25 protein-coding genes are annotated in these 24,208 nt (G+C 60.9%); 13 read left to right on the top strand and 12 right to left on the bottom strand.

The annotated features are described in order from the left end of the window. Positions 1-8: 8 nt before the first annotated feature. The 4 genes from DW56_RS17800 to DW56_RS17785 are packed head-to-tail and all read right to left on the bottom strand — an operon-like array spanning position 9 to position 1,654. Positions 9-380: a response regulator transcription factor gene (locus DW56_RS17800; protein ID WP_024555321.1), complete on the bottom strand. Its 372-nt coding sequence runs from the start codon at positions 378-380 to the stop codon at positions 9-11. A 46-nt stretch (positions 381-426) separates the two neighbouring features. After that, the gene (locus DW56_RS17795; protein WP_024555322.1) at positions 427-681 is read right to left on the bottom strand and encodes a XapX domain-containing protein; all 255 of its coding nucleotides are present in this window, start codon (positions 679-681) and stop codon (positions 427-429) included. A gap of 2 nt (positions 682-683) precedes the next feature. Continuing rightward, positions 684-914, bottom strand: coding sequence for a DUF1427 family protein (locus DW56_RS17790; RefSeq protein ID WP_024555323.1), 231 nt, complete (start codon positions 912-914; stop codon positions 684-686). A 50-nt stretch (positions 915-964) separates the two neighbouring features. Continuing rightward, positions 965-1,654: a hydrolase gene (locus tag DW56_RS17785; RefSeq protein ID WP_024555324.1), complete on the bottom strand. Its 690-nt coding sequence runs from the start codon at positions 1,652-1,654 to the stop codon at positions 965-967. Positions 1,655-1,991: 337 nt separating this feature from the next. Between DW56_RS17785 and DW56_RS17780 the strand changes: the two genes are divergently transcribed. From DW56_RS17780 to DW56_RS17765, 4 genes are read left to right on the top strand one after another with little or no spacing between them, the layout of a single operon-like run. Then, positions 1,992-3,863, top strand: a complete 1,872-nt coding sequence (locus DW56_RS17780; RefSeq protein ID WP_024562225.1) for an amidohydrolase — start codon at positions 1,992-1,994, stop codon at positions 3,861-3,863. A 5-nt stretch (positions 3,864-3,868) separates the two neighbouring features. Then, entirely contained in the window at positions 3,869-4,294 is a 426-nt protein-coding gene (locus tag DW56_RS17775; protein ID WP_024554455.1) for a DoxX family protein, read from the top strand. Next, a complete protein-coding gene (locus DW56_RS17770) occupies positions 4,278-5,891 on the top strand; it encodes an MFS transporter (RefSeq protein WP_024554456.1) in 1,614 nt (537 codons plus the stop codon). Before DW56_RS17775 ends, DW56_RS17770 begins: the two co-directional genes overlap by 17 nt. Before the next feature lie 40 nt (positions 5,892-5,931). Further along, the gene (locus tag DW56_RS17765; protein ID WP_024554457.1) at positions 5,932-6,753 is read left to right on the top strand and encodes an alpha/beta fold hydrolase; all 822 of its coding nucleotides are present in this window, start codon (positions 5,932-5,934) and stop codon (positions 6,751-6,753) included. 150 nt (positions 6,754-6,903) lie between these two features. Here DW56_RS17765 and DW56_RS17760 read toward each other — a convergent pair whose 3' ends face one another. Continuing rightward, the gene (locus tag DW56_RS17760; RefSeq protein ID WP_024554458.1) at positions 6,904-7,416 is read right to left on the bottom strand and encodes a GNAT family N-acetyltransferase; all 513 of its coding nucleotides are present in this window, start codon (positions 7,414-7,416) and stop codon (positions 6,904-6,906) included. A gap of 157 nt (positions 7,417-7,573) precedes the next feature. On the opposite strand from DW56_RS17760, the gene DW56_RS17755 reads away from it, so the two are divergent. Then, positions 7,574-7,990: a CopD family protein gene (locus DW56_RS17755; RefSeq protein ID WP_024554459.1), complete on the top strand. Its 417-nt coding sequence runs from the start codon at positions 7,574-7,576 to the stop codon at positions 7,988-7,990. Between the two features lie 51 nt (positions 7,991-8,041). Here DW56_RS17755 and eitC read toward each other — a convergent pair whose 3' ends face one another. Genes eitC through eitA form a run of 3 tightly spaced genes read right to left on the bottom strand, consistent with a single transcriptional unit; the run spans position 8,042 to position 10,838 of the window. Next, positions 8,042-8,800: a siderophore ABC transporter ATP-binding protein EitC gene (gene eitC, locus DW56_RS17750; protein ID WP_024554460.1), complete on the bottom strand. Its 759-nt coding sequence runs from the start codon at positions 8,798-8,800 to the stop codon at positions 8,042-8,044. Next, on the bottom strand, positions 8,797-9,792 hold the full coding sequence (locus DW56_RS17745; RefSeq protein WP_234409231.1) for a FecCD family ABC transporter permease: 996 nt from the start codon (positions 9,790-9,792) through the stop codon (positions 8,797-8,799). The genes eitC and DW56_RS17745 overlap by 4 nt, the downstream gene beginning before the upstream one ends. 44 nt (positions 9,793-9,836) lie before the next feature. Continuing rightward, on the bottom strand, positions 9,837-10,838 hold the full coding sequence (gene eitA / locus DW56_RS17740; protein ID WP_035890235.1) for a siderophore ABC transporter substrate-binding protein EitA: 1,002 nt from the start codon (positions 10,836-10,838) through the stop codon (positions 9,837-9,839). Between the two features lie 315 nt (positions 10,839-11,153). On the opposite strand from eitA, the gene DW56_RS17735 reads away from it, so the two are divergent. Further along, positions 11,154-12,413 (top strand): MDR family MFS transporter, encoded by a 1,260-nt coding sequence (locus DW56_RS17735; RefSeq protein WP_024562227.1) that lies wholly within the window; start codon positions 11,154-11,156, stop codon positions 12,411-12,413. Here the strand turns inward: DW56_RS17735 and DW56_RS17730 are convergent. Continuing rightward, the gene (locus tag DW56_RS17730) at positions 12,382-13,269 is read right to left on the bottom strand and encodes a LysR family transcriptional regulator (protein ID WP_029590110.1); all 888 of its coding nucleotides are present in this window, start codon (positions 13,267-13,269) and stop codon (positions 12,382-12,384) included. The genes DW56_RS17735 and DW56_RS17730 overlap by 32 nt on opposite strands. A 106-nt stretch (positions 13,270-13,375) precedes the next feature. Between DW56_RS17730 and DW56_RS17725 the strand changes: the two genes are divergently transcribed. From DW56_RS17725 to DW56_RS17710, 4 genes are all read left to right on the top strand, one after another. Beyond that, positions 13,376-14,758 (top strand): MFS transporter, encoded by a 1,383-nt coding sequence (locus DW56_RS17725; protein ID WP_024562229.1) that lies wholly within the window; start codon positions 13,376-13,378, stop codon positions 14,756-14,758. Further along, positions 14,755-15,132 (top strand): hypothetical protein, encoded by a 378-nt coding sequence (locus tag DW56_RS17720; RefSeq protein ID WP_024552637.1) that lies wholly within the window; start codon positions 14,755-14,757, stop codon positions 15,130-15,132. The genes DW56_RS17725 and DW56_RS17720 overlap by 4 nt, the downstream gene beginning before the upstream one ends. Positions 15,133-15,212: 80 nt before the next feature. After that, the gene (locus DW56_RS17715) at positions 15,213-15,950 is read left to right on the top strand and encodes an SDR family oxidoreductase (protein WP_029697495.1); all 738 of its coding nucleotides are present in this window, start codon (positions 15,213-15,215) and stop codon (positions 15,948-15,950) included. Between the two features lie 39 nt (positions 15,951-15,989). Beyond that, positions 15,990-16,718: a metallophosphoesterase gene (locus DW56_RS17710; RefSeq protein ID WP_024552635.1), complete on the top strand. Its 729-nt coding sequence runs from the start codon at positions 15,990-15,992 to the stop codon at positions 16,716-16,718. Between the two features lie 19 nt (positions 16,719-16,737). On the opposite strand, the gene DW56_RS17705 is transcribed toward DW56_RS17710, so the two are convergent. After that, a complete protein-coding gene (locus DW56_RS17705) occupies positions 16,738-17,634 on the bottom strand; it encodes a LysR substrate-binding domain-containing protein (RefSeq protein WP_024552634.1) in 897 nt (298 codons plus the stop codon). Positions 17,635-17,751: 117 nt separating this feature from the next. On the opposite strand from DW56_RS17705, the gene DW56_RS17700 reads away from it, so the two are divergent. Together DW56_RS17700 and DW56_RS17695 are read left to right on the top strand one after the other, a co-directional pair. Further along, on the top strand, positions 17,752-19,248 hold the full coding sequence (locus tag DW56_RS17700) for a UbiD family decarboxylase (RefSeq protein WP_024552633.1): 1,497 nt from the start codon (positions 17,752-17,754) through the stop codon (positions 19,246-19,248). An 80-nt stretch (positions 19,249-19,328) separates the two neighbouring features. Next, entirely contained in the window at positions 19,329-19,715 is a 387-nt protein-coding gene (locus DW56_RS17695) for an acyl-CoA thioesterase (RefSeq protein ID WP_024562230.1), read from the top strand. 51 nt (positions 19,716-19,766) lie between these two features. On the opposite strand, the gene DW56_RS17690 is transcribed toward DW56_RS17695, so the two are convergent. Beyond that, the gene (locus tag DW56_RS17690) at positions 19,767-21,362 is read right to left on the bottom strand and encodes an ABC transporter substrate-binding protein (RefSeq protein WP_029590108.1); all 1,596 of its coding nucleotides are present in this window, start codon (positions 21,360-21,362) and stop codon (positions 19,767-19,769) included. A gap of 117 nt (positions 21,363-21,479) precedes the next feature. On the opposite strand from DW56_RS17690, the gene pepT reads away from it, so the two are divergent. Continuing rightward, a complete protein-coding gene (pepT, locus tag DW56_RS17685; RefSeq protein ID WP_024554005.1) occupies positions 21,480-22,709 on the top strand; it encodes a peptidase T in 1,230 nt (409 codons plus the stop codon). Positions 22,710-22,780: 71 nt separating this feature from the next. On the opposite strand, the gene DW56_RS17680 is transcribed toward pepT, so the two are convergent. Beyond that, positions 22,781-24,145: an MFS transporter gene (locus DW56_RS17680; protein ID WP_024554004.1), complete on the bottom strand. Its 1,365-nt coding sequence runs from the start codon at positions 24,143-24,145 to the stop codon at positions 22,781-22,783. Positions 24,146-24,208: the final 63 nt, after the last annotated feature.

Genomic DNA, 24,208 nt, shown 5'->3' with positions numbered 1-24,208 from the left:
AACGATCCTCACGCAGCGAGCAGTCGGCGGATATGTTCCAGCAGCGTATCAATATTTATTGGCTTATGTAAAAACGCGACGGCGCCGCGGCTAAGGGCGTATTGCTGCATCTGTTCATCGCCATGGCCGGAGATAAAAATCACGGGCGGCGGGCTGGAATGCAGAATAACGTTGCGGTAAAGCTCAAGGCCGCTCATCCCCTTGAGCTTTACGTCGAGAATGAGCAGGCAGGCCTGCGCCAGCGCCGCCTCGTCATTGAGAAACGCCTCCGCGGAATCGAAAACGCAGGTGCTGTATCCCTCCGACAGCAGGAGATTGCTCAGTCCGCTGCGAACGGAACGTTCATCGTCAACAATGACAATGCGTGCTGACAGCGTCATGCTGTGGTCCTCGGTCTGGGCTCACGCAAGGGTGAGAGGCGCTCCTTCAGGGTACGTTTTTGTCTTGCGCAGGCGGAGTGCCGCTGATTTTGGGCACGCATTCATGACGAAACCATGCCAGTGTGACCGGTTGACGGTTAAGCAGCCGTCGGCCTACCGGAATAAGCTGTTCACCCACCAGCATGCCGAACAGCCCCAGCAGCGCAATAACCGGGGGCGCGGGCGAATGAACCTGCATTGCGCCATAGATGACACCCGCCAGCAGGCCGGCCATCAGGGAAACAAGATACGATTTCAACATAATCAGCCTGCCCGTGTATAGCCTGGCGCCTGCGTCGTTGCCTGCGCGGGCGCGGCCTGCGAAGTGCGAACCTCGTCATGCGAGAGAAAGGCGGAGATGATTTGCTCGCCCGCCAGCATGCCCAACAGCCCAACCAGCGCCACCGCGGGCGGCGCGGGCGAGCGAACTTTCAGCAGCGCGTAGATAAGGCCGATCAGGACACCGGCGCCAAGCGAGATAAGCCCTGTGCTCATGGTGCTTCTCCGTCATCAGAAAAAAGCTGGCGCGCGGCCAGCCTTTTGCCTTATTTGTTAGCCGGAACCGGCGCGAGGGTGTTATGCGAGCCTTTAGCGCGGGCTGGCGCTTTGTGCACCATGGTGTAGGCGTAATCCACGCCCATGCCGTAAGCGCCGGAGTGCTCTTTCACGATATCCATCACCGCGTTGTACGTCTCTTTGTGCGCCCAGTCGCGCTGCCACTCCAGCATCACCTGCTGCCAGGTCACCGGGATCACGCCCGCCTGGATCATGCGCTGCATGGCGAAGTCGTGCGCCTCTTTTGAGGTGCCGCCGGAAGCGTCCGCCACCATGTAAATCTCATAATCGCCTTCCAGCATGGCGCACAGGGCGAAGGTGTTGTTGCACACTTCAGTCCACAGGCCGGAAACCACCACTTTTTTCTTGCCGTTTTTCGCCAGCGCGTCACGCACTTTCTGGTCGTCCCAGGAGTTCATGGAAGTGCGCTCAAGAATGTCATTCTCGGGGAACACATCCAGCAATTCAGGGAAGGTGTTGCCAGAGAAGCTGGTGGTTTCAACGGTGGTGATGGTGGTGGGAATGTTGAAGACTTTAGCCGCTTTCGCCAGGCCAACCACGTTGTTTTTCAGCACCTGACGGTCGATAGACTGCACGCCAAAGGCCATTTGCGGCTGCTGGTCGATGAAAATCATCTGGCAATTCTGGGGAGTCAGTACTTCAAGCTTAGCGTTGGTCATGAGGATACCCATTAGTCGTTAAGTAACAGTAAACCGCGAAAGAGAAAGCGGAAGGAAAACTGACAGTGACCGGGGTATCGCCTGCATGGCGTGGGGCGCGCTCACCCAACCGGCCTGGACGTCGCTGTCGGGAGGGATAGTAAAAGGAGTTGCGGGGGCGTAACCATTATCTCTGTGTATAACTATACGTTTGTATACCTATACCATCGTATAACTAGACGCCGTTTTCACCTGCTGAACATAATCCCGCCAGCTTCCCTGCTCTGCTGCGCCAGAGCACACCATTTTATAGTCCGGCGGCGCGCCCGCCTTTTGGACGTCCCAGACAGGAGGAATTATGGTTTCGCTCGGTAAAGCAGAGCTGATTTTACTCAACGGCGTATTCCACACCGTGGACCGCGAAAACCCGATCGCCGACGCCGTGGCTATCCGCGACGGCAAGTTTCTGCAAGTAGGTACAGAAGCGGAAGTGATGCAGTACCAGGCCGAAGGCACCAAAATTATCGACCTGAAAGGCGCCACCGCTATCCCCGGCCTTAACGACTCGCACCTGCACCTCATCCGCGGCGGCCTGAACTACAACCTGGAGCTGCGCTGGGAAGGGGTGCCTTCGCTTGCCGACGCCCTGCGCATGCTGAAAGAACAGGCGATGCGCACGCCTTCGCCGCAGTGGGTGCGCGTGGTGGGCGGCTGGAGCGAATTTCAGTTCGCCGAGCGCCGCATGCCGACGCTGGATGAAATCAACGACGCGGCGCCCGATACGCCGGTGTTTATCCTTCATCTTTACGACCGCGCCCTGCTCAACCGCGCCGCGCTGAAGGTGGTGGGTTACACCAAAGAGACGCCGAACCCGCCGGGCGGCGAAATTCAGCGCGACAGCAACGGCAACCCGACCGGCATGCTAATAGCCCGTCCGAACGCCATGATCCTCTACTCAACGCTCGCCAAAGGGCCGAAGCTGCCGCTGGAGCAGCAGGTGAACTCCACCCGCCAGTTTATGCGCGAGCTGAACCGCCTGGGGCTGACCAGCGCCATCGACGCGGGCGGCGGCTTTCAGAACTACCCGGATGATTACGAAGTGATCAGCGAGCTGCACGCCAACAAGCAGATGACCGTGCGCATCGCCTATAACCTCTTTACCCAGCGCCCCGGCCACGAGCTGGAGGATTTTGAAAAATGGACCGACCTGCTGACCCCAGGCCAGGGCACCGATTTCTTCCGCCACAACGGCGCGGGCGAAATGCTGGTTTTCTCCGCCGCCGACTTTGAAGATTTCCTTGAGCCGCGCCCCGATCTGGCGCCGGGCATGGAAGAGGAACTGGAGCGCGTGGTGCGCCACCTGGTGGAACACCGCTGGCCGTTCCGCCTGCACGCCACCTATAACGAATCGATAAGCCGCATGCTGGACGTGTTCGAGAAAGTGAACCGCGACATTCCGTTCAACGGCCTGCACTGGTTCTTCGACCACGCCGAAACGGTTACCCAGCACAATATCGACCGCATTAAAGCGCTGGGCGGCGGCATTGCCGTACAGCACCGCATGGCCTTCCAGGGCGAGTACTTCGCCGAGCGCTACGGGATGGAGGCGGTGCGCCACACCCCGCCGGTGGCGAAAATGCTGGAAACCGGCGTGCCGGTGGGCCTTGGCACCGACGCCACGCGCGTGGCGAGCTACAACCCGTGGACAGCGCTTTACTGGCTGGTTTCCGGGCGCACCGTGGGCGGCATGCAGATGTATGACGTCAACGCCCGCCTCGACCGCGACACCGCGCTGATGCTCTGGACCCAGGGCAGCGCCTGGTTCTCCAGCGAGCAGGGCAAAAAAGGGCAGATCAAAGCGGGCCAGCTTGCGGATCTCGCCGTACTGAGCAAAGACTATTTCCGCGTGCAGGAAGAAGAGATCAAGGGCATCGAGTCGGTACTGACGGTGGTGGGCGGCGAAGTGGTTTACGCCGCAGGCGCGTTCAGTTCAGAAGCGCCCCCTTCCCTGCCGGTGTTGCCGGAGTGGTCGCCAGTGGTTAACGTGCCGGGCCATTACCGCAGCGCGCCGCCGCAAAGCCGCGTGGGGCTGATGCCCGCCGCGCACCATTGCAGCGGCCCGTGCGGCGTTCACAGCCACCAGCACGACGTGGCGCGCCGCTCCTCCGTGCCGGTTTCAGACGATAGCGCCTTCTGGGGCGCGCTCGGCTGTAGCTGCTTTGCCTTCTGACGCCCATGAAACGTTCATCGGCTATGCCGCCCCGCGTGGATGCGGGGCTGTTCTTCCTGCGCCTCACCGGCAGCCTGCTTTTGCTTTACGTACACGGGCTGCCGAAGGTGATGCACTTTAGCGAAGAGCTGACAAAAATCGACGATCCGTTCGGCCTCGGCCCCTGGACGAGCCTGCTGCCCGCCATTTTCGCGGAGGTGATCTGCCCGATCTTTATTCTCCTCGGCGTTGGCGCGCGGCTCGCCTGCCTGCCGATCATCGGCGTGCTGCTGGTGGCGATGCTGGTGGTGCATCCGGACTGGAGCATCGCCGAAGGGCAGTTCGGCTGGCTGCTGCTGATCGTTTTCACTACGCTGGCGCTGACCGGCCCGGGAAGATGGCGGCCAGGCTTTAACGAAACACGGGAGCTGCGGTATGGCGCAGGTAAATGATATCCACGAGGCGCCAGCGCCTTCCGCGCCAGCCTCCTCCTGGCAACCGCTGCAAAACCGCGTGTTCCGCATGCTGTGGATTGCGACGGTCGTTTCCAACATCGGCTCCTGGATGAACGACGTGGGGGTGAACTGGACGATGCTGACGCTCAGCGCCGACCCGCTCTCCGTGGCGCTGGTGCAGGCGGCAAGCAGCCTGCCGATGTTTTTGTTCGCCCTTCCCTCGGGGGTGATGGCGGATATCGTCGACCGGCGCAAGTATCTGCTCTTTTCCCAGGTATGGGTGTTTATCGCCGCCGCCGGGCTGACGATCCTCTCTTTTACCGGCCACGTGACGCCAGAGGTGCTGCTGGTGGCAGCCTTCCTGCTGAGCGCTGGCGCGGCCATGAGCTCGCCGCCGTTTCAGGCCATCGTGCCGGACCTGGTGGAGAAAAACGAACTGGCGCCTGCGGTGGCCCTTAACTCGCTTGGCATTAACATCAGCCGCGCCATCGGCCCGGCGCTGGGCGGGTTTATTTTGTCGCTCGCCGGGCCGTGGGTGGTGTTTGCGCTGAACGCCTTCTCCGTGCTGGGAGTGGCGTGGGTGCTGTACCGCTGGAAAGCGGAGCCGAACATTCAGCGCCTGCCGCCGGAGCACTTCTTCCCCGCAGTGCGCGCCGGGCTGCGCTACGTTCACGCCGCTCCCGTGCTGCGCAACGTGCTGGTGCGCACCGTGGCGTTTTTTATCTTCGGCAGCGCCAGCTGGGCGATGCTCCCGCTGGTGGCGCGCCGCGAGCTGGGCCTCGGGCCGGGCGGCTACGGCATTCTGCTGGCGTTTATCGGCTTAGGGGCGATTTGCGGCGCGATCGTGCTGCCGCGCCTGCGCAAGCGCTTCGACCCCGACAGGCTGATGGTGCTGACCAGCCTGCTGTTTGCGGCGTGCACGCTGGCGCTCGCTTTCGTGCGCCACTTCTGGCTGCTGAACGCGTTTATGTTCCTGACCGGCTTCGCCTGGATTGCCGTGCTTTCCACTCTCAACATGGGCGCGCAGCGCAGCGCGGCGAAATGGGTAAAAGCGCGGGCGCTGGCGGTGTATCTCACCGTGTTCTTCGGCTCGATGACCGTCGGCAGCGCCATGTGGGGCCAGCTCGCCTCGCACTTTTCCATTCCGCTTTCGCTCTGCGTGGCGACAGCGGGCATGGTGCTGGCGAGCGCCACGGCGCTGCGCTGGCGGCTGAATGAAAACCCGGATTTAAACCTCGACCTGCGCGAAGTGGACAACCTTGCCCGCGAGCTTGACGTGTCGCATGACCGAGGCCCGGTGATGGTTAATTATGAGTACCAACTCGATGCGCAGGATGTGTATGACTTCGTGGTCGCCATTCAGGAGATGCGCCGCGTGCGCCAGCGCGGCGGCGCGCTAAGCTGGTCGGTGTATGAAGACATCCAGCGTCCAGGCATGTTTATGGAGACTTTCGTGGTCGGCTCGTGGATTGAGCATTTACGACAGCAGGAGCGTCATACGGTGAACGATCTGCTGATTATCGGCAAGGTGCAGGCGTTTCACCGGGGCGGGGAACCGCCGGCAGTGCGTTATCTGATAGCGCCCATTAAATAAACATCACTCCCTTAAGCCTTAACTCACATTGAGGATTCGTATGAGCACAATTAAGACGCAGGATGGTACTCAGATTTATTACAAAGACTGGGGTTCGGGCAAGCCGGTTCTCTTCAGCCACGGCTGGCCGCTGGACGCAGACATGTGGGACAGCCAGCTGAACTACCTGGCCGAGCGCGGCTATCGCGTTATCGCCTTTGACCGTCGCGGTTTCGGTCGCTCCGACCAGCCGTGGGAAGGCTACAACTACGACACCTTCGCCTCGGACATTAACGATCTGATCAACCACCTCGATCTGCGCGACGTCACGCTGGTGGGCTTCTCCATGGGCGGCGGCGACGTTTCGCGCTACATCGGCCGCTACGGCACCGGGCGCGTGAAAGCGCTGGTGCTGCTGGGCGCCGTCACGCCGATTTTCGGCAAAGCGACAGATTACCCGCAGGGCGTGGATCAGAGCGTGTTCGAAGGCATCCGCGACGGGCTGCGTAAAGATCGTGCGCAGTTTATCAGCGACTTCTCCACGCCGTTCTACGGCACCAATGCCGGGCAAACCGTTTCTCAGGGCGTGCTGACCCAGACGCTGAACATTGCGCTGCTGGCCTCGCTTAAAGGCACCATCGACTGCGTGAGCGCCTTCGGCGAAACCGACTTCCGCCAGGACATCGCGAAGGTGGACGTGCCGACGCTGGTTATTCACGGCAGCAATGACCAGGTCGTGCCGTTTGACTCCACCGGCAAAGTGGCGGCGGAGATGATCCCGGGCGCGCAGCTGAAAGTCTACGACAACGCGCCGCACGGCTTTGCGGTTACGCATCAGGATCAGCTGAACGAAGATCTGCTGGCCTTCCTGCAATCGCTGTAATGACGCGGGGAAGGCGTTCCCCGCCGGGATCTTCATCATTTTCGCTGTGTTAGCAGCGCTGGCTTTCTGTCCCACCCGCATAACGCGGAGAAAAGCCTGTTGCCGGTCATCCTTTTCCGTGCGGATGGCCGGCTTTTTTATGGCTGGCGTTTAGCGCAGCACAAGGCGCATCGCGCAGCGCGTTTCATAAGCGAAACCGTGCTCTGCCTCTGCCGCCAGCAGCGCTTTCAGGCGCGTATCCAGCTCCGTCTCCGCCAGCGTGCTGAACCCGGCGCGCGCGTAAAACGGCTGGTTCCAGGGGACGTTTCTGAAGGTGGTCAGCGTCAGCGCCGTTATGCCCCCGGTTGTCGCATCCGCAATCGCCCGTTGCAGCAGCGCCCGGCCCACGCCGCGCCCTTGCCAGGCGCGCGCCACCGCCAGCCCCTGAATATGGCGTACCGTCTCCTGCTGTTGGGCGATGAGAAACCCCACGGGAGCGTTTTGCGCCTCCACGGCGACCACAGAGTAGCCTGCGTTTACCCGCCTACGGTGTTCTTCTTCCGGCCAGCCGCCGTCATGGGCGACCCAGGCGAGTTCCGGCAACGCCAGAAACGCCTCGTCCGCCGCGCTTTCAATGGCGGGCAGCAGCGGCACATCAGCAAGCGTTGTTTTTCTTATCCGCATCGTCTCCCTCTGCGCCAGGAAGCGCGCTATCATTTCGCGCTCTGTGTTAAAACTATAAACAGAATGAATGGGCGAAAACGGTAGCCTGTGAATACCGTTCGCCGCACCGCTTTTTACTCGCTTGTGACGCAACTGTCCTCTTTTTAAGGAGCAATGTATGAGTTTACACACGTGGCTGAACGCCCTGCACATTATCGCCGGCATGTTGTGGGTTTTCGGCATGCTGCTGATGGCGTTTACTTATACGGTGACGGCGCCGAATCCGCAGGGCAACGCCGCGATGCTGGCGGGGGTGCGCCGCTGGAGCGCCCGCGTCACCAGCCCGTCGATGATTGTGCTGTGGGCGGCGGGCATTACCATGATGGTGACATACGGCCAGTTTCCGCATGCCTGGCTGGTGCTGAAGATAGTGGTGGTGGTGGCGCTGTCAGCGCTGCACGGCCTGCTTTCCGGCGCGCTGCGCCGTCTCGCCAGCGGCGAAGGGGCGCGTTTTCCCTGGCTTCGCCGCACGCCCGCGCTGCTGATTGCGGCGGTGATTGTGATTATCGTGCTGGCGATCATCCGCCCGTTTTAAGCGCTGTCGGTTAACCGCGTCCGCGCAAGCCCGCAGCCCGGACGCCCGCCGCTACAAAAAGTGGATGTGCTTTTTGCCGTGGTAAGGCGATATCTCAATGCGGGTCTCGACATGAAACACCTCTCTTAGCATCGCCTCCGTCAGCACGTCATCCGGCGTGCCGCTGGCCACCACCTCCCCTTTCAGCATAACGATCAGCGCGTCGCAGAACATCGCGGCGTGGTTAAGGTCGTGCAGCGCCACGATGCTGGTGACCGGCAGCTCGCTTATCAGGCGCATCAGCTGCATCTGGTGATGAACATCCAGGTGGTTGGTCGGCTCATCAAGCAATATTTCCGCAGGCGACTGGGCCAGCGCCCGGGCAATATGCACCCGCTGGCGTTCCCCGCCCGAAAGACTCTGCCACCCCTGCTCGCTGCGATCGCGCATCTCTACCCGCTCAAGCGCGGCGTTGACGATAGCCTCATCCTGCTGAGTCCATGAAGATAGCGGCGAATGATGCGGAATGCGCCCGAGCTTCACCACATCGCGCACGCGAATGTTCGCCTCCGTCATGGTGTGCTGCTCTACAAAAGCGACCCTGCGCGCCACGCTTTTTTTCGCCATACCGGCCATGTCGTGCTCATCCAGCAGCACCCGGCCCGCCTGGGGGCGGCGTAACCCCGCAAGAATACGCAGCAGCGACGATTTGCCCGAGCCGTTTGGCCCCAGCAGGCCCAGCGTCTGCCCGCTTTTTACATCGAGGGAGACGTTATTAACGATAAGTTTTTTCCCGGCGCGCCAGGAGAGATTTTCTGCGCGAATGCTCATGCGGCAGTCCTTGAGCGATACAAAATCACGGCGAAAAACGGCACGCCGACCAGCGCGGTGACCACCCCGACAGGCAGGCTCTGCGGCGCAATCGCGATGCGGGAGACAATATCCGCCAGCACCATGAAAATGGCGCCAGCCATGGCGCACGCCACCAGCAGGGTGCGATGCAGCGGGCCGAAGAAGTAGCGCATCATATGCGGCACCACCAGCCCGACAAAGCCTATCGAGCCCGCCATGCTGACGATGGTCGCGGTCATCAGCGCCGTCACGGCGAAGAGCGCCAGGCGCACATAGCCCACCGGTATGCCGAGCGAGGCCGCGGCGTCGTCGCCAAAAATAAAGGCATCCAGCGCTTTGGCGTAGTACAGGCAGACGGCAAGCCCGAGCAGAACGACCGCCAGCGCCAGCTGAAACTCTGGCCAGCGCACGCCGCTAAAGCTGCCGAGCAGCCAGAACATGACGTCGCGCGCCTGCTGGGCGCTGGCGGAGGTGCTGATGGTGTAAGCGGTAATGGCGTTAAACAGCTGCGAAGCGGCGACGCCTGCAAGGATCGTCCGCTCATTGCCGCCCCGCGCGCCGTTGGTTAACACCGCCACGAACAGAAAGGCAAGGAACGCGCCGGCAAACGCGCCCGCAGAAAGCGAAACCGCTCCGGCGCCCGCGCCCAGCACCACCACGGAGACCGCGCCGGTGGACGCGCCTGCGGATACGCCCAGCACGTAAGGTTCAGCGAGCGCGTTCTTCAGCAGGCTTTGCAGCACCGCGCCGCAAATGGCAAGCCCCGCGCCGCTACAGGCCGCCACCAGCGCGCGGCTTAAGCGAAAATCCCAGATCACGGTTTCGTGAATGCGGTTAAGCGGGACATCGGTCAGCCCGAGCCGGTTAGTGATGGCCTGGAGCGTGGTTTTCAACGGAATGGAAAGCTCGCCCACCCCGACGCCAAAGGCGATAACCAGCCCGAGCAGCGCCGCCGAAGCGATAAATAACATCAGGCGCTGCGCCGTTTTCAGCGCCGGGCGCAAAGCTGCGGCCATTATTTCAGCCCCATATTCTCAAGCTGCTCGCCCACCTGCTCGGCGCCGTAAAGCGTGCGGATGGTGGGGTTCATCGCCTGGCCATCCATCACCACGATATGACCTTTTTTTACCGCCTCAAGCTGGCTGACCGCCGGGTCGCTTTTCAGGAAGCGGATCTTCTCCTGCGCGTTATCCAGCGCCCAGCGGTTGCGATCGAGGTTCGACACCACAATCACATCGGGGTTGGCGGCGATAATGCTCTCCCAGCTTACCGTTGGCCATTCGCTGTCGGACTGAATGGCGTTCTTGCCGCCAAGCAGGCTGGCGATAAAACCGGAGGCGCTGTTTTTGCCGCCGACGTAGGCGTCGGACGAAGGCGACGCGCTGGAGAACCAGAAGAGGTAAGTGGTCTCTTTGCCGGGTTGGCTGAATTTCTCGCGAAGCTTGCTTTCACGGGCTTTAAAGTCCGCTATCAGCGCGTTGCCCCGCGCCTCGACGTTGAAGATAGCCGCCAGCTCGTCAATTTCCTGATAGAGCAAGGCCATATTCCACAGTTCGCTGCGGCTGCCGTAAATGTCGCCGGTGTTCTTTTTCGTCACGCACACGCCAGGCGACAAATAGCTGTTGATGCCCACCGAGGCGAAATCTTCGCGTTTCGCCACTTTGCTGTCCGGCCCCAGCAGCAGCGGAAGCTGCGCGGCGACGAAATCGGGCGACTGGGCAAGGATCGACTCAAGCGTTGGGATCTCCACCGTCAGTACTTTTACCTTCTCGTTCTGTTTCGCAAGCGATGGCAATACTTTTGTCGGCCAGAAGGCGCTGGCGGCCATTTTGTCTTCAAGCCCCAGCAGCAGCATGATCTCAGCGGTATTCTGCCCCAGCGCCACCATGCGCGCCGGCGGCTGCGTGAACGTGACTTTCACGCCGCAGTTTTCAAGCGTAAGCGGGTAGACGGTCGCAAGCGATACGCCGCTGCCCGTCGCCAGAAGCCCAGCCGCCAACAGCAGCGTTTTAACCATTCTCATCATTAACCTTTCTTTTTTATAAGCTATCCTGGCGCGAGCCAGGCGTTAACGGCCAGTCTGCGCTCGTTGCGGCGCTTTTATGCGACGGGCCTGCTCGCCTTAAGATGCAAATGAAACGCATTCTTAGCGATGAGCGGTTATACCGGGCCGTCTGGGGCTTGTCAATTCAGGCCCGCAGGCCGCTTCAGCCGGGCTAAATAATTTTCTTTTCAATTATTTGCCGGGTAATTAATTTATTTTCCCGGGCGGCGCGGCGCGGTAATTCCTGCTACGCTCTTGCGCCGACCCTGACCACGCGACGGATGAAGCATGCCTGCCTTTTTTGATCGTTTTTATCGCGCCCCTTCGCGCCTCTGGCCACCGCTGCTGCCGGGTAGCCAGCTGGTGTTTAATATCGGCTTTTATGCCGTGGTGCCTTTTCTGGCGATTTTTTTACGCGACGATATGCGCCTTTCCGGCTGGGCCATTGGCCTGGTGATCGGCCTTCGCACCTTCTCGCAGCAGGGCATGTTTTTGTTGGGCGGCGCGCTGGCGGACCGCTTCGGCGCCCGCGTGGTGATCCTGTGCGGCTGTCTGGTGCGCATTTGCGGCTACCTGCTGCTGGCCCTTGGCGAAACGCTCTGGCCGATTGTGCTGGGGGCCTGCTTAACCGGCATCGGCGGCGCGCTCTTTTCACCCTCTATCGAGGCGCTGCTGGCGAAGGCGGGCACGCAGAGCGAGGCGGCAGGCAAACGCAGCCGCGCCGAGTGGTTCGCGCTGTTTGCCGTCTGCGGCGAGCTTGGCGCCGTGCTCGGCCCGGTGCTGGGATCGCTGCTGGCGGGCTTTGGCTTCCAGCAGGTGGCGCTGGCGGGGGCGGGCGTGTTTGTCGTGGCGCTGCTGGTGCTTTTTTTCAGCCTGCCGCGCGACGCGCGCAGGCAGGAGACGCTGCATATCGCGCCCTGGTGGCAGACTTTTCGCAACCGGCGCTTTGTGGCGTTTATCGTCGCTTACAGCGGCTATCTCTTCAGCTATAACCAGCTTTACCTGGCGCTGCCGGTGGAGTTGCGCCGCTCCGGCAGCAGCGAAAGCGATCTCGGCCCGCTTTTCATGCTCGCCTCGCTGCTGGTTATCGTGCTGCAACTGCCGCTGGCGCGCGTGGCGCGGCGTGCAGGAGCGGCGCGCATGCTGCCGCTTGGTTTTTCGCTGCTGGCCGCCGCGTTTGCAAGCGTGGCGCTGTTCGCCGCCGCCACGCCGCCAGAAGGCTGGCTGCGCCTGCTGCCCGCCACTGGCATGGTAACGCTGCTGACGCTTGGGCAGATGCTGATTGTGCCGGTGGGGATGGATCTCATTCCCCGCTTCGCCAATGAGCAGAACCTGGGGGCGCATTACGGCGCGCTGGCGTCGATGGGCGGGCTGGCCGTACTGGTGGGCAACTTTGCCCTGGGCGCCCAACTCGACCATGCGCTGGTTCCTTCGCCGCAGGCGGTGCGGCCCTGGCTGTGGCTTGCCGCCGTGCCGCTGTGCAGCGCGCTGGCGATGATCGTTATCTGCCGCCCGTTCAGGCGAGCCGCCCGCGCAGGAAGTCGATAAAGGCGCGAACCTTTTCCGACACGTGCCCGGTGTCCGGGTAGACCGCGTAAACGCCCTGCGCCGGAAAGCGGTAGTCCGGCAACAGATGGCATAAGTCGCCCGCTGCCAGCGAGGGTCGCACCAGCCAGTCGGGCAGCAACGCCACCCCGCCGCCCTGTTGGGCGAACGCCAGCAATGCCGAGGCGCTGTCCGCCGACAGCACAGCGGGCCGGGTGATGGCAAAATCCAGCGTCTGGCGCTGCGGGCCGGTGAGTTGCCAGCGCAGAGGCGAAGGCAGACGGTTGTGGATTATCCATTCTGCTTGCGCCAGCGCTTCGGGCGAGGCAACCGGGTTTTCTTTCAGCCATTGCGGCGAGGCGACGGGCAACACCTCAAAACGGGTGAGCAGCGCCGCGCGGTAGGTGGAGTCCGCCAGCGTGCCAAGACGTATCGCCACATCAAAGCGTTCGGCAATCAGATCGGCATGCTGCGACGACGAGACGTGGCGGATGCGCAGCGCCGGATGCGCCCGCCGAAACGCCGCCAGCGCCGGAATGACAACCTGCGCGCCATACTCGCTGGTGCTGGTGATGCGCAACTCGCCGCGCAGCCCGCCGTGATGACGCTGCGCCTCTTCCCGCATCGCCTGCGCCTCCTGCAACAGCGCGGCGGCGCGCCGGTAAAAGGTTTCTCCCGCCTCTGTCAGCGCCAGCCGCCGCGTGGTGCGCAGCAAAAGCGACACGCCTAACTCCTTTTCCAGTTGCCGGACGTTAAAACTCACCACCGCTTTGGTCATCCCAAGCGCGGCCGCCGCGGCCGTAAAGCTGCCCGCCTCCGCCACCGCCACAAAGGCCGCCACCCGCTGCAAATTCAGCATACCCGCCCTGCCGATTGTCAAAATAAGTTTGACAGTGTATCAGGCCGCGCCCCGTTTATCCGCCCTGTGCCGCCGCTTACAGTAGGCGTCTACCGGAGGAAGCGTTATGTCTTATCGCAGCAAAGTGGCCGTGGTTTACCTGCTCGGCTTTTTCATCGACCTGATTACTATGTTTATTGCCAATGTCGCTTACCCGGCGATAGCGCATAGCCTGGGGGCGTCCGTCGCCGGGCTTGCCTGGGTCAGCAACGGCTACATTATGGGGCTGACGCTGGCCATTCCCCTGAGCGCCTGGCTTACGCAGCGGGCCGGGGCGCGCCGGGTTTTTCTGCTCTCGCTGGCGCTGTTTACCCTTGCCTGCGCCGCCGCTGGCTTCGCGGGTTCCCTCACCGCCCTGGTGTTCTGGCGCGTGGTGCAGGGCGCGGGCGGCGGGCTGCTTATCCCGGTGGGCCAGGCGCTGGCCTGGCGGCTGTATGCGCCGCATGAGCGGGCGAAAATCGCCTCGGCGGTCATGCTGGTGGGCCTGCTGGCGCCGGCGCTTTCGCCCGCTGCGGGCGGCCTGTTGATAACGGCGCTCGGCTGGCGCGGGGTCTTTTTCGCCAGCCTGCCGCTGGCGCTGGCCACCCTTGCGCTGGCCTGGCGCTGGCTGCGCCGCGAAGCGCCTGCCGACCGTTCGGCCCCGCCTGACGCCGCCGGGTTAGCCCTGGGCTGCGGCGCGCTGTTTCTGCTGCTGTTCGGCCTTACGCGCCTTAGCGACTCGCACGCAACGGGGCTGGCGGCGCTGCTGCTGTTGGCGGGCGGAACCCTGCTTGCGCTGTTTGCGCGCCGCTGTCGTAAACGCGCCGCCCCTGCGCTCAACCTGAACCTGCTGGCCGACCCGCTGCTGCGCTTTTCTATGGCGGTATACCAGGCTGTGCCGGGCGTGTTTATCGGTATCAACCTGGTCGCCATGCTCTGGCTGCAAAACTCGCTCGGCCTGACGCCCGGCGCCGCTGGCATGCTGATGATGCCTTGGTCGCTCGGCTCGTTTCTGGCGATTTGCCTGACCGGCAAAACCTTTAACGCGTTGGGGCCAGGGCCGCTGATTATGGCGGGCTGCCTGTTGCAGGCGTTGGGGATCGCATTGCTCACGCAGATTGAGCGCGGCGAGCAGCAGCTTGCGCTCGCTGGCGCCTTCGCGCTGATGGGCGTGGGCGGCAGTCTGTGCAGCAGCGCGGCCCAGAGCAGCGCCTTTCTTAACACGCCGAACGCCGCCCTGCCGGATGCCGCCGCGCTGTGGAACATTAACCGTCAGCTCAGCTTTTGCTTCGGCGTGGCGCTTTTTACGCTGCTGCTTGACCAGTTCTGCGCGCACGTTGCGCCAGCGCAGGCTTACCGCTGGACATTCTGGTGCGCCGCGCTGGCGACGCTGCTGCCGCTGCCGCTCTGCTTTCGTCTTGATAACCGCGCGGTTAAGCTGCGCCTTGTACCTGAACAGGAGACCCCATGAACCCTTATTTCACCGAAGTGCTGCAAGCGCATGTCGCCATTGAGGCCTGGCTTGGCAAAGGCGATGGCGATATTAACGCCCTGCTCGCCCGCTTTAGCCCAGACTATTCAATGATTACGCTGACCGGCGCGGCGCTTAACCATGCGCAACTAAGCGAGTTTTTCCTTGCGCAGCGCGGCGCGCGGCCGGGTCTGGAGATTATCGTTGATGAGATGCGCCTGCTGGCTGAATGGCCCGAAGGGGCCGTGATGCGCTACCGCGAGCGCCAGCGCCTGCCGGGGCTTACGCAAACCACCCGCTGGTCCACCGCGCTTTTCACGCTACAGGCAGGCCTGCCGCTATGGCGGCATCTGCACGAAACGCTGCAAAGTTAATCTTCCCCGTTGAGCAACCGCCGCGGTTTGCAGCCATACTCAAACGCTGTGCGGTTTTTGCTTCAGCAGAGGATAAGGTGATGAATAATATCAGCGGCAAGGTGGTGGTGATTACAGGCGCCAGCAGCGGCATCGGCGAGGCGACGGCGCGGTTGCTTTGCGCAGAAGGCGCCTGCGTCGTGCTGGGCGCGCGGCGGCTGGAAAAGCTTGAAGCTCTGAAGCAGGCATTGACCCGGGCGGGCGGCAAAGCGGAAGTGGCGCAAACGGATGTGTCGAAGCGCGAAGAGGTGCAGGCGCTGGTGCAGAAGGCGCTCGACGCTTTCGGCCGCGTTGACGTGCTGATTAACAACGCGGGCATTATGCCGAACTCCCGCCTCGACCAGTTGCGGGTAGACGACTGGGAGCGCGCCATCGACATTAACCTGAAGGGCACGCTTTACGGCATCGCGGCGGTATTGCCCACCATGCAGGCGCAGAAAAGCGGGCATATCATTAACCTGTCGTCCCTTTCCGGGCACCGGGTACGCCCTACCAGCGCGGTTTATTCGGCGACGAAGTTTGCCGTGCGGGCGATTTCCGAAGGGCTGCGCATGGAGATGACGCCGTGGAATATCCGTAGCACGATTATCTCCCCCGGCCCGGTGGATACAGACCTGCCCGGCAGCGTCACGGATGAAGCTGTCGCCGAACAGGTGCGCAAAGTGCACGAGATGGCGATTTCCGCCGACACGCTCGCCCACACCATCGCTTTCGCCATCAGCCAGCCGGAAACAGTAGATATTAACGAGATCCTGCTGCGCCCGACGGCGATGGAATAAGCGCCAGTTAATCTGAAAGCGCGGCAGCGGAGAAACACGATGCGGATAGCCCAGATAACCGATATTCACGCCACGCCGGATAACGGCAACCTGGCGCGCCTGGGCCGCGCAACGGCGTGGCTGGCGGCGCTGGCGCCCGATCTGCTGGTTGTTACGGGCGACCTGGTGGATGACGGGTGGCATGAAGGGTATAAGGCTGTCGAAGCGGAACTGTTGCGCGCCCGCTGCCGCATTCTGCTGCTGCCTGGCAACGCGGACGACCGCGAAGCGATGCGCCGGGGCTTTCAGGAAACGATGCGCTGGCCGCACGCAGGCGCGCTGCACTTCAGCGAGGTCATTAACGGCCTTCCCGTTATCGGCGTCGATACCACCCTGCCCGGCGAAACGCGTGGAGATATCGCTCCGCATCTGGGCTGGCTTGCCGGCAGGCTGGCGGAATGTACGCAGCCTGCGCTTATCTTCACGCATCATCATCTTTTTCGCTGCGGCATCGCGCCGATAGACAACGTTATGTGCGCCGGTGAACAGGCGTTCTGGAAGGTGATAGCGCAAAACCCCGTTGCGCCGCACGCCGTTTGCAGCGGCCACGTCCATCGCAGCATGTCTGCCGTGGTAAGCGGCGTGCCGACCTATATTTGCGGCTCGGTCTGCCCTGCTAACCCGCTGTTACTGGATGAAAACCGCATGCCGCCTGTAACCGACCCGGCGGCGCTGATGGTTTATGACCTGAGAAACGGCTGTTTAGTGGCAAGCCAGGTGGGGGTTTAGCGAGCGTTCGCGCGCAGCATTACGCATTCACGGCGGCATTACGCAACAGCGCAATCGACTTTTTAACCACTTCCGAGCGAATCAGCGGATGGTAGACCATACACAGCTCGCTCTCTTCAAGGCGGTCCAGCACATCAAGATAGACCACGTTTTCGAGGCGCATCGCGTCAGCGGAAGCGGGCACCAGCGCCACCCCTAAGCCTGCTGCCACCAGGCTTACCAGCGTTGAGACATCGCTTGCGTATTGCGCTATCTGCGGGGTGAATCCCGCCTGTTTGCAGGCATGCTGGAAATGGTGCTCAAGGCCCACGCCGCCCGGATCGCGAAGCGAAATCCAGCTTTCATTTTTTAACGACGCGAGGTTAAGCGAAGCGGCGTTCGCCAGCGGATGCTGGCTATAGAGCGCAAGCCGGGTCTTTTCACGCAGCAAGGGGTGGACGGCCAGCGCATCCGCAAGCGTGGCCAGCGGCGCGCGCAAAATGGCGACGTCGATCCGGTAGCTCTGCACGGCGTCACAGAGCGTTTGCACATCGCCGGAGGTCAACGAAACCTGAATGTCCGGCCAGCGGGCGCGCAACTGGCGCAGCATGGCGGGCAGCCTGTCGTTGAACATGGCGCTGGAGACATACCCCAGGTTCAGCACGCCCTGCTCCCCTCTGGCGGTACGCTGCGCCTCCAGCACCGCCTGGTCTATCATCGCCAGCGCCACGCGCGTTTTTTGCAAAAAAGCGTCGCCCGCCGCCGTGAGCGTTAGCCTGCGGTTGGCGCGGGAAAACAAGGTGACGCCGAGCCGCTCCTCCAGGCTTTTTATCTGCTGACTCAGCGCGGGTTGCGCCATGTTCAGCCGCTCTGCGGCCCGGTGCATATGCAGCTCCTGCGCCACCACCACGAAATTGCTCAACTGACGTAAGTGCATCGGCGTTACCTGTCTCTTATTGATAATAAAAAACTTATCAACATCGCGTTAATGATGCAATTGATGCGTTTTCCAGCCGGAAGGATACTGAATGCATAGCATTAAGAGAGGTATGTTATGGACAATCAGGTTTACGATTTACGCAGCGCTATCGCCCTGCTGCAACAGCATGAAGGCCAGTACATAGAGACAAATCACCCTGTCGACCCTAACGCGGAGCTGGCTGGCGTTTATCGCCACATTGGCGCGGGCGGCACGGTAAAGCGCCCCACCCGCACTGGCCCGGCGATGATGTTTAACAATGTGAAAGGCTACCCCGGCTCGCGTATCCTGGTGGGAATGCACGCCAGCCGCGAACGCGCCGCGCTGCTGCTTGGCTGTAAAGCCTCCGCGCTGGCGCTTCACGTTGGCGACGCGGTGAAAAACCCTGTAGCGCCGGTGGTGGTGCCGGCGTCTCAGGCGCCCTGCCAGGAGGTGGTTTACCGCGCCGACGACCCCAATTTCGACCTGCGCACGTTGCTGCCTGCCCCCACCAATACGCCAATAGATGCCGGCCCCTTTTTCTGCCTCGGTCTGGTGCTGGCAAGCGACCCGGAAGATGCTTCGCTCACCGACGTGACCATTCATCGCCTCTGCGTGCAGGGACGCGACGAGCTTTCCATGTTCCTCGCCGCGGGCCGCCACATCGAAGTGTTTCGCCAAAAAGCCGAAGCGGCGGGCAAACCGCTGCCGGTGACGGTCAACATGGGTCTCGACCCGGCGATTTACATCGGCGCCTGTTTTGAGGCTCCCACCACGCCGTTCGGCTATAACGAACTGGGGGTGGCAGGCGCGCTGAGATCGAAACCCGTTGAGCTGGTGCAGGGCGTTTGCGTAGCGCAAAAAGCGATTGCGCGGGCGGAAATTGTGATTGAGGGCGAGCTGCTGCCGGGGGTGCGCGTAAGGGAAGACCAGCACACCGACACGGGCCACGCCATGCCGGAGTTTCCCGGCTATTGCGGCGAGGCTAACCCGTCGCTGCCGGTTATCAAGGTGAAAGCGGTGACGCTGCGCCATCAGGCGATTTTGCAAACCCTGGTCGGCCCCGGCGAAGAGCACACCACCCTTGCGGGCCTGCCGACGGAAGCGAGCATTCGCAACGCGGTGGAAGCGGCTATTCCCGGCTTCTTACAGAACGTCTACGCCCACACGGCGGGCGGCGGGAAATTCCTCGGCGTATTGCAGGTGAAAAAACGCCAGCCTTCGGATGAGGGCCGTCAGGGACAGGCTGCGCTGATTGCGCTCGCCACCTACCCGGAGCTGAAAAACATCATTCTGGTGGATGAAGATGTTGATATTTTCGACAGCGACGACATTCTCTGGGCGATGACCACCCGCATGCAGGGCGACGTGAGCATTACCAACATTCCCGGCGTTCGGGGCCACCAGCTTGACCCGTCGCAGATGCCGGATTACAGCCCGTCGATTCGCGGCCAGGGCATCACCTGCAAAACGATCTTCGACTGCACCGTGCCCTGGGCGCTGAAGTCGCGCTTTGAGCGCGCGCCGTTCGCCGAGGTGGACCCGCGACCCTTCGCCCCGGAATACTTTGCAAAACAGGCGAAAAATCAGTAGCGCCTCTGCAACCGGGTTTATTCATCTGCTGAATTATGATCTTATGTGCGTGATGACTTAACAGTGACAAAGGATCAGAGATGTTCACGAAACGCTATACGGTGGATGAAAAGCACATTGATTTTCAGGGCGTGGTAGATGGTCTTTATTACCCGTTTTACATGGAGTGGGCCCGCCACGCCTGTATGCGCGAAGGGCTGGGCATTGATATTGAAGAGGAGTTCAAATCAGGCCGCCTTTATATGGTGCTGGAATACACGCTGCGCTTTCGCAAAAGCCTGCAAAAAGGGGATGAAATGGAAGTCACCTGCCAGCTTGTGAAAAACGAGAAGCGCAACCGCGTAAACTTCGAGCAGCAGATTCGGGTGGATGGCAAGGTTTACGCGGAGGCGACATTTGTCGCGACCTGCCTTGAGAACGGCCGCCCCTGCATGCCTGCCGCCATTGCGGATTATCTGGCTGACTAAAACAGCCGGGCGGCTAAAACGGCGGGGTTGTCCGCCCGCCGTTTTGTCTGCTTACTTTTTAATATCGACCTGATAAAAAATGTGTTTGCCGAACGGGTCGATTTCATAACCCGTCACCTCTTTGCGCACCGGCTCGAAAATGGTCGAGTGGGCTATCATCACCGCGGGCATTTGCTCGTGCATCATCTGCTGGGCCTGCACATAAAGCGCCTCGCGCTTCGGCTGGTCGGTGATGGCTTTGGCTTCGCTGATAAGCTTATCGAACGGCGCATAGCACCACTTCGCCGAGTTGGAGCCGCCATTGGCGGACTGGCAGGTAAAGAGCGGGCCGAAGAAGTTATCCGGGTCGCCCGTCGCGGTGGTCCAGCCCATCAGCGCCGCCTGGTGTTCGCCGCCCTTCACGCGCTTGAGGTATTCGCCCCACTCGTAGCTGACAATTTTCGCCTTCACACCGATTTTCGCCCAGTCCGCCTGAATGATTTCCGACATGCGGCGGGCGTTCGGGTTGTACGGACGTTGTACCGGCATCGCCCACAGATCGAGGGTGAAGCCATCCGGCAGCCCCGCCTCTTTCAGCAACGCTTTCGCCTGCTCCGGCGAGTAGTCGTAATCTTTCAGGCTCGCATCCGCGCTCCAGACGCCCGGCGGCAGCAGGTTTTTCGCTGCGGTGCCGGTGCCCTGGAAAACCGCTTCGATGATGGCCGGCTTGTTGATGGCCATCGCCAGCGCCTGGCGCACTTTGGGGTTATCCAGCGGCGGCTTTTGGGTGTTAAGCGCGAGGAAGCCGGTGTTCAGCCCCGATTTGCTCATCAGGTTGATATCCGGGTTCGCCTTCATGCGCGGCAGGTCCGCCGGGTTTGGGAAGGCCATGACCTGGCACTCGTTTTTCTCAAGCTTGGCGTAGCGCACGGAAGCGTCCGGCGTGATGCTAAAGACCAGCCGGTCGAGCTTCGCCTTGCCCTGCCAGTAGTCATCAAACGCGGTAAACAGAATGCGCGAGTCTTTCTGGTACTGGGTAAGCTTAAACGGCCCGGTGCCGACCGGGTCCATATCTACCCGCTCCGGCGTGCCCGCTTTGAGCATCGCGTCGGCATATTCGGCGGACAAAATCGAGGCAAAGTACCAGGCGAGATCGGGCACGAACGGCGCTTCCGGATGAGCCAGCGTAAAGCGCACGGTGTGGTCGTCGACTTTATCAATAGCGGTGATCAGCTTGCCGAACTCCAGGCTTTCAAAGTTAGAGTAGTTGCCGTTCGAGACATTGTGATACGGGTGTTTCGGGTCTTTCTGGCGCATAAACGAGAAGATCACGTCGTCGGCGTTAAAATCCCGTGTCGGTTTGAAATATTTGTTGCTCTGGAATTTCACCCCTTTGCGCAGATGGAAGGTGTAAACCTTGCCGTCTTCGCTGACCTCCCAGCGTTCCGCCAGGCTCGGCACCAGCTCCGTAGTGCCGGTTTTAAAATCCACCAGCCGGTTGTAAACCGGCACGGCGCTGGCGTCGACGCTGGTGCCGGAGGTATAAAGCTGCGGGTTAAAGTTTTCCGGAGAACCTTCAGAGCAGTAAACCAACGTCTTTGCGCCCGCCGCCGAACTGACCGCCAGCGCGGCGAACGTTAATGCCTGAATTGTGTGCTTGCTAATCATCGTAATTCCTTTATGTTTTTTTACTGCGTGCCAAAGGATTCTGATTCTTCGTCACTCATCAATAACATTAAAAACAGAACGCAAACACCTGATAACTCAAATAGAGAAGGATCAACCATGCCATCCACGCTCAGCAGTCAATTAACCCAACGCTTTTTTCGCTATCTGGCAATCACCAGCCAGAGTGATGCATCCGCCACGACGCTCCCTACCACGCCGGGCCAGCACGACATGGCGCGCGCGCTGGCGGAAGAGTTGAAAACGCTGGGCCTGGAGCAGATTGAGATTGACGACCACGCCACCGTCACCGCGGTGAAAAAAGGCAACGTGGCGGGCGCGCCGCGCATCGGTTTTATCACCCATATCGACACCGTGGACGTCGGCCTCTCGCCAGAGATTCATCCGCAAATCCTTACCTTTACCGGAGAAGATCTCTGCCTGAACGCGAAAGAGGCTATCTGGCTGCGGGTCAACGAGCGCCCGGAGATTAAGGCCTACCTGAACGAAGAGATTATTTTCAGCGACGGCACCAGCGTGCTGGGGGCGGACAACAAAGCGGCGGTGACGGTAGTGATGACGCTGCTGGAGAACCTGACGCCGGAGATGCGCCACGGCGACATCGTGGTGGCGTTCGTGCCCGATGAAGAAGTGGGGCTGCGCGGCGCGAAGGCGCTGGATTTAAAACGCTTCGACGTGGATTTTGCTTATACCATCGACTGCTGCGAACTGGGCGAAGTGGTTTATGAAAACTTCAACGCGGCGCAGGCGGAGATCCGCTTTACCGGCGTGACGGCGCACCCAATGGCCTCTAAGGGCGTGCTGGTGAACCCGCTGCTGATGGCCACTGACTTTATCAACCACTTCGACCGTAAAGCGACGCCGGAGCATACCGCCGGGCGCGAAGGCTATATCTGGTTTAACGGCATGCAGGCGAGCCAGAACAGCGCGGTGCTGAACGCCAGCGTGCGCGATTTTGACCTTGCCGCTTTTGAGCGCCGCAAACAGCAGCTTCATGAGGTGGCGCAGAAGATTGCCGCCGAACACCCAACCGCGAAGGTGGAAATCAGCATCAGCGATGTGTACAGCAACATCAGCAACGCCATTGGCGAAGACCGCAGGCCGATTGATTTGATTTACCAGGCGCTGGACGCGCTTAATATCGAGCCGAAAACCATCCCGATGCGCGGCGGCACCGACGGCGCGGCGCTTTCCGCGAAGGGGTTATTAACGCCAAACTTTTTCACCGGCGCGCATAACTTCCATTCACGCTTTGAATTCCTGCCGGTTAAATCCTTTGAAGCGTCATATAACGTGGCGCTGCAAGTCTGTTTGCTGGCGGCGAAGTAAGGCCGTAAGGGCAGGAAACCAGCCGTTCCCTACCCCAAACTCCGCAACGCCCCCGAGGCCGGGGGCAACGCTCAGCTATTCACCTCATTTAACTCATCGTTATAACTTTCGCGCGTTACGCAGACACAAAGAATGGTGATTAACGCCATACAGGCCAGGAACAGCGAAATAGGCCACGAGGCGCCGCCGGACCAGGCAATCAGCAACGTGCCGATCATCGGCGTCAACCCACCCACAATATTCGCCAGCTGAAAACCAAGTGACACGCCGGTATAACGCACGCTGGTATCAAACAGCTCTGAGAAAAAGGCGGGCTGCACGCTGAACATCATTCCCAGCCCGACGGAATAACAAAAGGTTGTGGCGAACATAAACATTTTCACCGAACCGGAATCGATCATCCAGAACAGCGGGAAGGCAAAAATCAGCGTGATGGCGGCCCCGGCCAGATAGACCGGACGGCGGCCAATTTTATCGGAAAGCCAGCCGAAGAAAGGAAAGGTGAAGATGCCGACAAAGCTTGCCAGCAGCAGGCCGTTAAGCGCCGTTTCGCGGGTAAAATTAAGCTCGCGCGTGACGTAAGACATAAAAAACGCCACCGTCAGCCAGCCCAGCACAATCTCCCCCATGCGCATGCCCATCGCCAGAAAAACCGCTTTTCGATGGTGCTTCAGCACGGTCAGGATGGGATACTTTTGCTCGGCGGCTTTGGGCGCGTTCTGGCGTTGCTTCTGGTTTTGCTGGAACACCGGCGTCTCTTCAATGCGCGAGCGGATGAACATTCCCACAAACAGCAGGGCAATGCTCAGCAGGAACGGCACACGCCAGCCCCAGGACATTAAATCTTCTTCCGGCAGCATGACCACCAGTGCGAAAACGGCGGTGGCGATAAACAGCCCCAGCACGTTCCCCAACTGGACGAAGGTGCCGAAAAAACCGCGGCGGTTACGCGGAGCATATTCGGTAATCAGCGTTGTCGCGCCGCCCCACTCGCCGCCAATGGCGAAGCCCTGGCACAAGCGCAAAAAAATAAGGATCAGCGGCGCCGCGTTGCCGATGGTGTCGTAAGAGGGGATCAGGCCAATCAGAAACGTCGAGATCCCCATGATCATCAACGATAAAACCAGCGATTTTTTACGTCCGATCTTATCGCCATAGTGACCAAACACGATGGCGCCGATCGGGCGGCTGACAAAGGTAATCGACAGCGTCAGGAACGACACAAGCAGCGCCATCAGCGGTGAAAGGTTGGGGAAAAACAGCGACGGGAAGACCAGCGCGGCGGCAGTGCCGTAAATAAAGAAATCGTAGAATTCGATCGTCGTTCCCGACAGCCCGGAGCCGAGCACGGTTAGTAATTTTTTTCTTTCCCGTACTGATGGCGAGAGCTGCTCCTCTTTCGCTGCGGGTAACGTAGGCGAGGTAATCGTGGTCATCATTAAATCCTCTGTCGGGAAGCGTTATTGTGTTGTGGGTCTGCGCCTGGCTGACGGTGGCGA

Origin of the sequence: Franconibacter helveticus LMG 23732 (assembly GCF_000463115.2) — a bacterium.
Classification (GTDB): Bacteria; Pseudomonadota; Gammaproteobacteria; order Enterobacterales; family Enterobacteriaceae; genus Franconibacter; species Franconibacter helveticus.
Note: the sequence above shows the minus strand (reverse complement) of the source record. Positions and strands in the feature narration are given on the sequence as shown.

What these genes read in the sequence shown, in the direction of transcription:
- DW56_RS17735 (WP_024562227.1), top strand. Translation starts at nt 11,154, where the DNA reads ATGCCTGCCTTTTTTGATCGTTTTTATCGCGCCCCTTCGCGCCTCTGG.
- eitA (WP_035890235.1), bottom strand. Translation starts at nt 10,838, where the DNA reads ATGGTTAAAACGCTGCTGTTGGCGGCTGGGCTTCTGGCGACGGGCAGC.
- DW56_RS17760 (WP_024554458.1), bottom strand. Translation starts at nt 7,416, where the DNA reads ATGCGGATAAGAAAAACAACGCTTGCTGATGTGCCGCTGCTGCCCGCC.
- DW56_RS17700 (WP_024552633.1), top strand. Translation starts at nt 17,752, where the DNA reads ATGGACAATCAGGTTTACGATTTACGCAGCGCTATCGCCCTGCTGCAA.
- DW56_RS17795 (WP_024555322.1), bottom strand. Translation starts at nt 681, where the DNA reads ATGTTGAAATCGTATCTTGTTTCCCTGATGGCCGGCCTGCTGGCGGGT.
- DW56_RS17800 (WP_024555321.1), bottom strand. Translation starts at nt 380, where the DNA reads ATGACGCTGTCAGCACGCATTGTCATTGTTGACGATGAACGTTCCGTT.
- DW56_RS17775 (WP_024554455.1), top strand. Translation starts at nt 3,869, where the DNA reads ATGAAACGTTCATCGGCTATGCCGCCCCGCGTGGATGCGGGGCTGTTC.
- DW56_RS17770 (WP_024554456.1), top strand. Translation starts at nt 4,278, where the DNA reads ATGGCGCAGGTAAATGATATCCACGAGGCGCCAGCGCCTTCCGCGCCA.
- DW56_RS17720 (WP_024552637.1), top strand. Translation starts at nt 14,755, where the DNA reads ATGAACCCTTATTTCACCGAAGTGCTGCAAGCGCATGTCGCCATTGAG.
- DW56_RS17695 (WP_024562230.1), top strand. Translation starts at nt 19,329, where the DNA reads ATGTTCACGAAACGCTATACGGTGGATGAAAAGCACATTGATTTTCAG.
- pepT (WP_024554005.1), top strand. Translation starts at nt 21,480, where the DNA reads ATGCCATCCACGCTCAGCAGTCAATTAACCCAACGCTTTTTTCGCTAT.
- DW56_RS17725 (WP_024562229.1), top strand. Translation starts at nt 13,376, where the DNA reads ATGTCTTATCGCAGCAAAGTGGCCGTGGTTTACCTGCTCGGCTTTTTC.
- DW56_RS17715 (WP_029697495.1), top strand. Translation starts at nt 15,213, where the DNA reads ATGAATAATATCAGCGGCAAGGTGGTGGTGATTACAGGCGCCAGCAGC.
- DW56_RS17710 (WP_024552635.1), top strand. Translation starts at nt 15,990, where the DNA reads ATGCGGATAGCCCAGATAACCGATATTCACGCCACGCCGGATAACGGC.
- DW56_RS17745 (WP_234409231.1), bottom strand. Translation starts at nt 9,792, where the DNA reads ATGTTATTTATCGCTTCGGCGGCGCTGCTCGGGCTGGTTATCGCCTTT.
- DW56_RS17680 (WP_024554004.1), bottom strand. Translation starts at nt 24,145, where the DNA reads ATGACCACGATTACCTCGCCTACGTTACCCGCAGCGAAAGAGGAGCAG.
- eitC (WP_024554460.1), bottom strand. Translation starts at nt 8,800, where the DNA reads ATGAGCATTCGCGCAGAAAATCTCTCCTGGCGCGCCGGGAAAAAACTT.
- DW56_RS17730 (WP_029590110.1), bottom strand. Translation starts at nt 13,269, where the DNA reads ATGCTGAATTTGCAGCGGGTGGCGGCCTTTGTGGCGGTGGCGGAGGCG.
- DW56_RS17765 (WP_024554457.1), top strand. Translation starts at nt 5,932, where the DNA reads ATGAGCACAATTAAGACGCAGGATGGTACTCAGATTTATTACAAAGAC.
- DW56_RS17790 (WP_024555323.1), bottom strand. Translation starts at nt 914, where the DNA reads ATGAGCACAGGGCTTATCTCGCTTGGCGCCGGTGTCCTGATCGGCCTT.
- DW56_RS17690 (WP_029590108.1), bottom strand. Translation starts at nt 21,362, where the DNA reads ATGATTAGCAAGCACACAATTCAGGCATTAACGTTCGCCGCGCTGGCG.
- DW56_RS17755 (WP_024554459.1), top strand. Translation starts at nt 7,574, where the DNA reads ATGAGTTTACACACGTGGCTGAACGCCCTGCACATTATCGCCGGCATG.
- DW56_RS17705 (WP_024552634.1), bottom strand. Translation starts at nt 17,634, where the DNA reads ATGCACTTACGTCAGTTGAGCAATTTCGTGGTGGTGGCGCAGGAGCTG.
- DW56_RS17785 (WP_024555324.1), bottom strand. Translation starts at nt 1,654, where the DNA reads ATGACCAACGCTAAGCTTGAAGTACTGACTCCCCAGAATTGCCAGATG.
- DW56_RS17780 (WP_024562225.1), top strand. Translation starts at nt 1,992, where the DNA reads ATGGTTTCGCTCGGTAAAGCAGAGCTGATTTTACTCAACGGCGTATTC.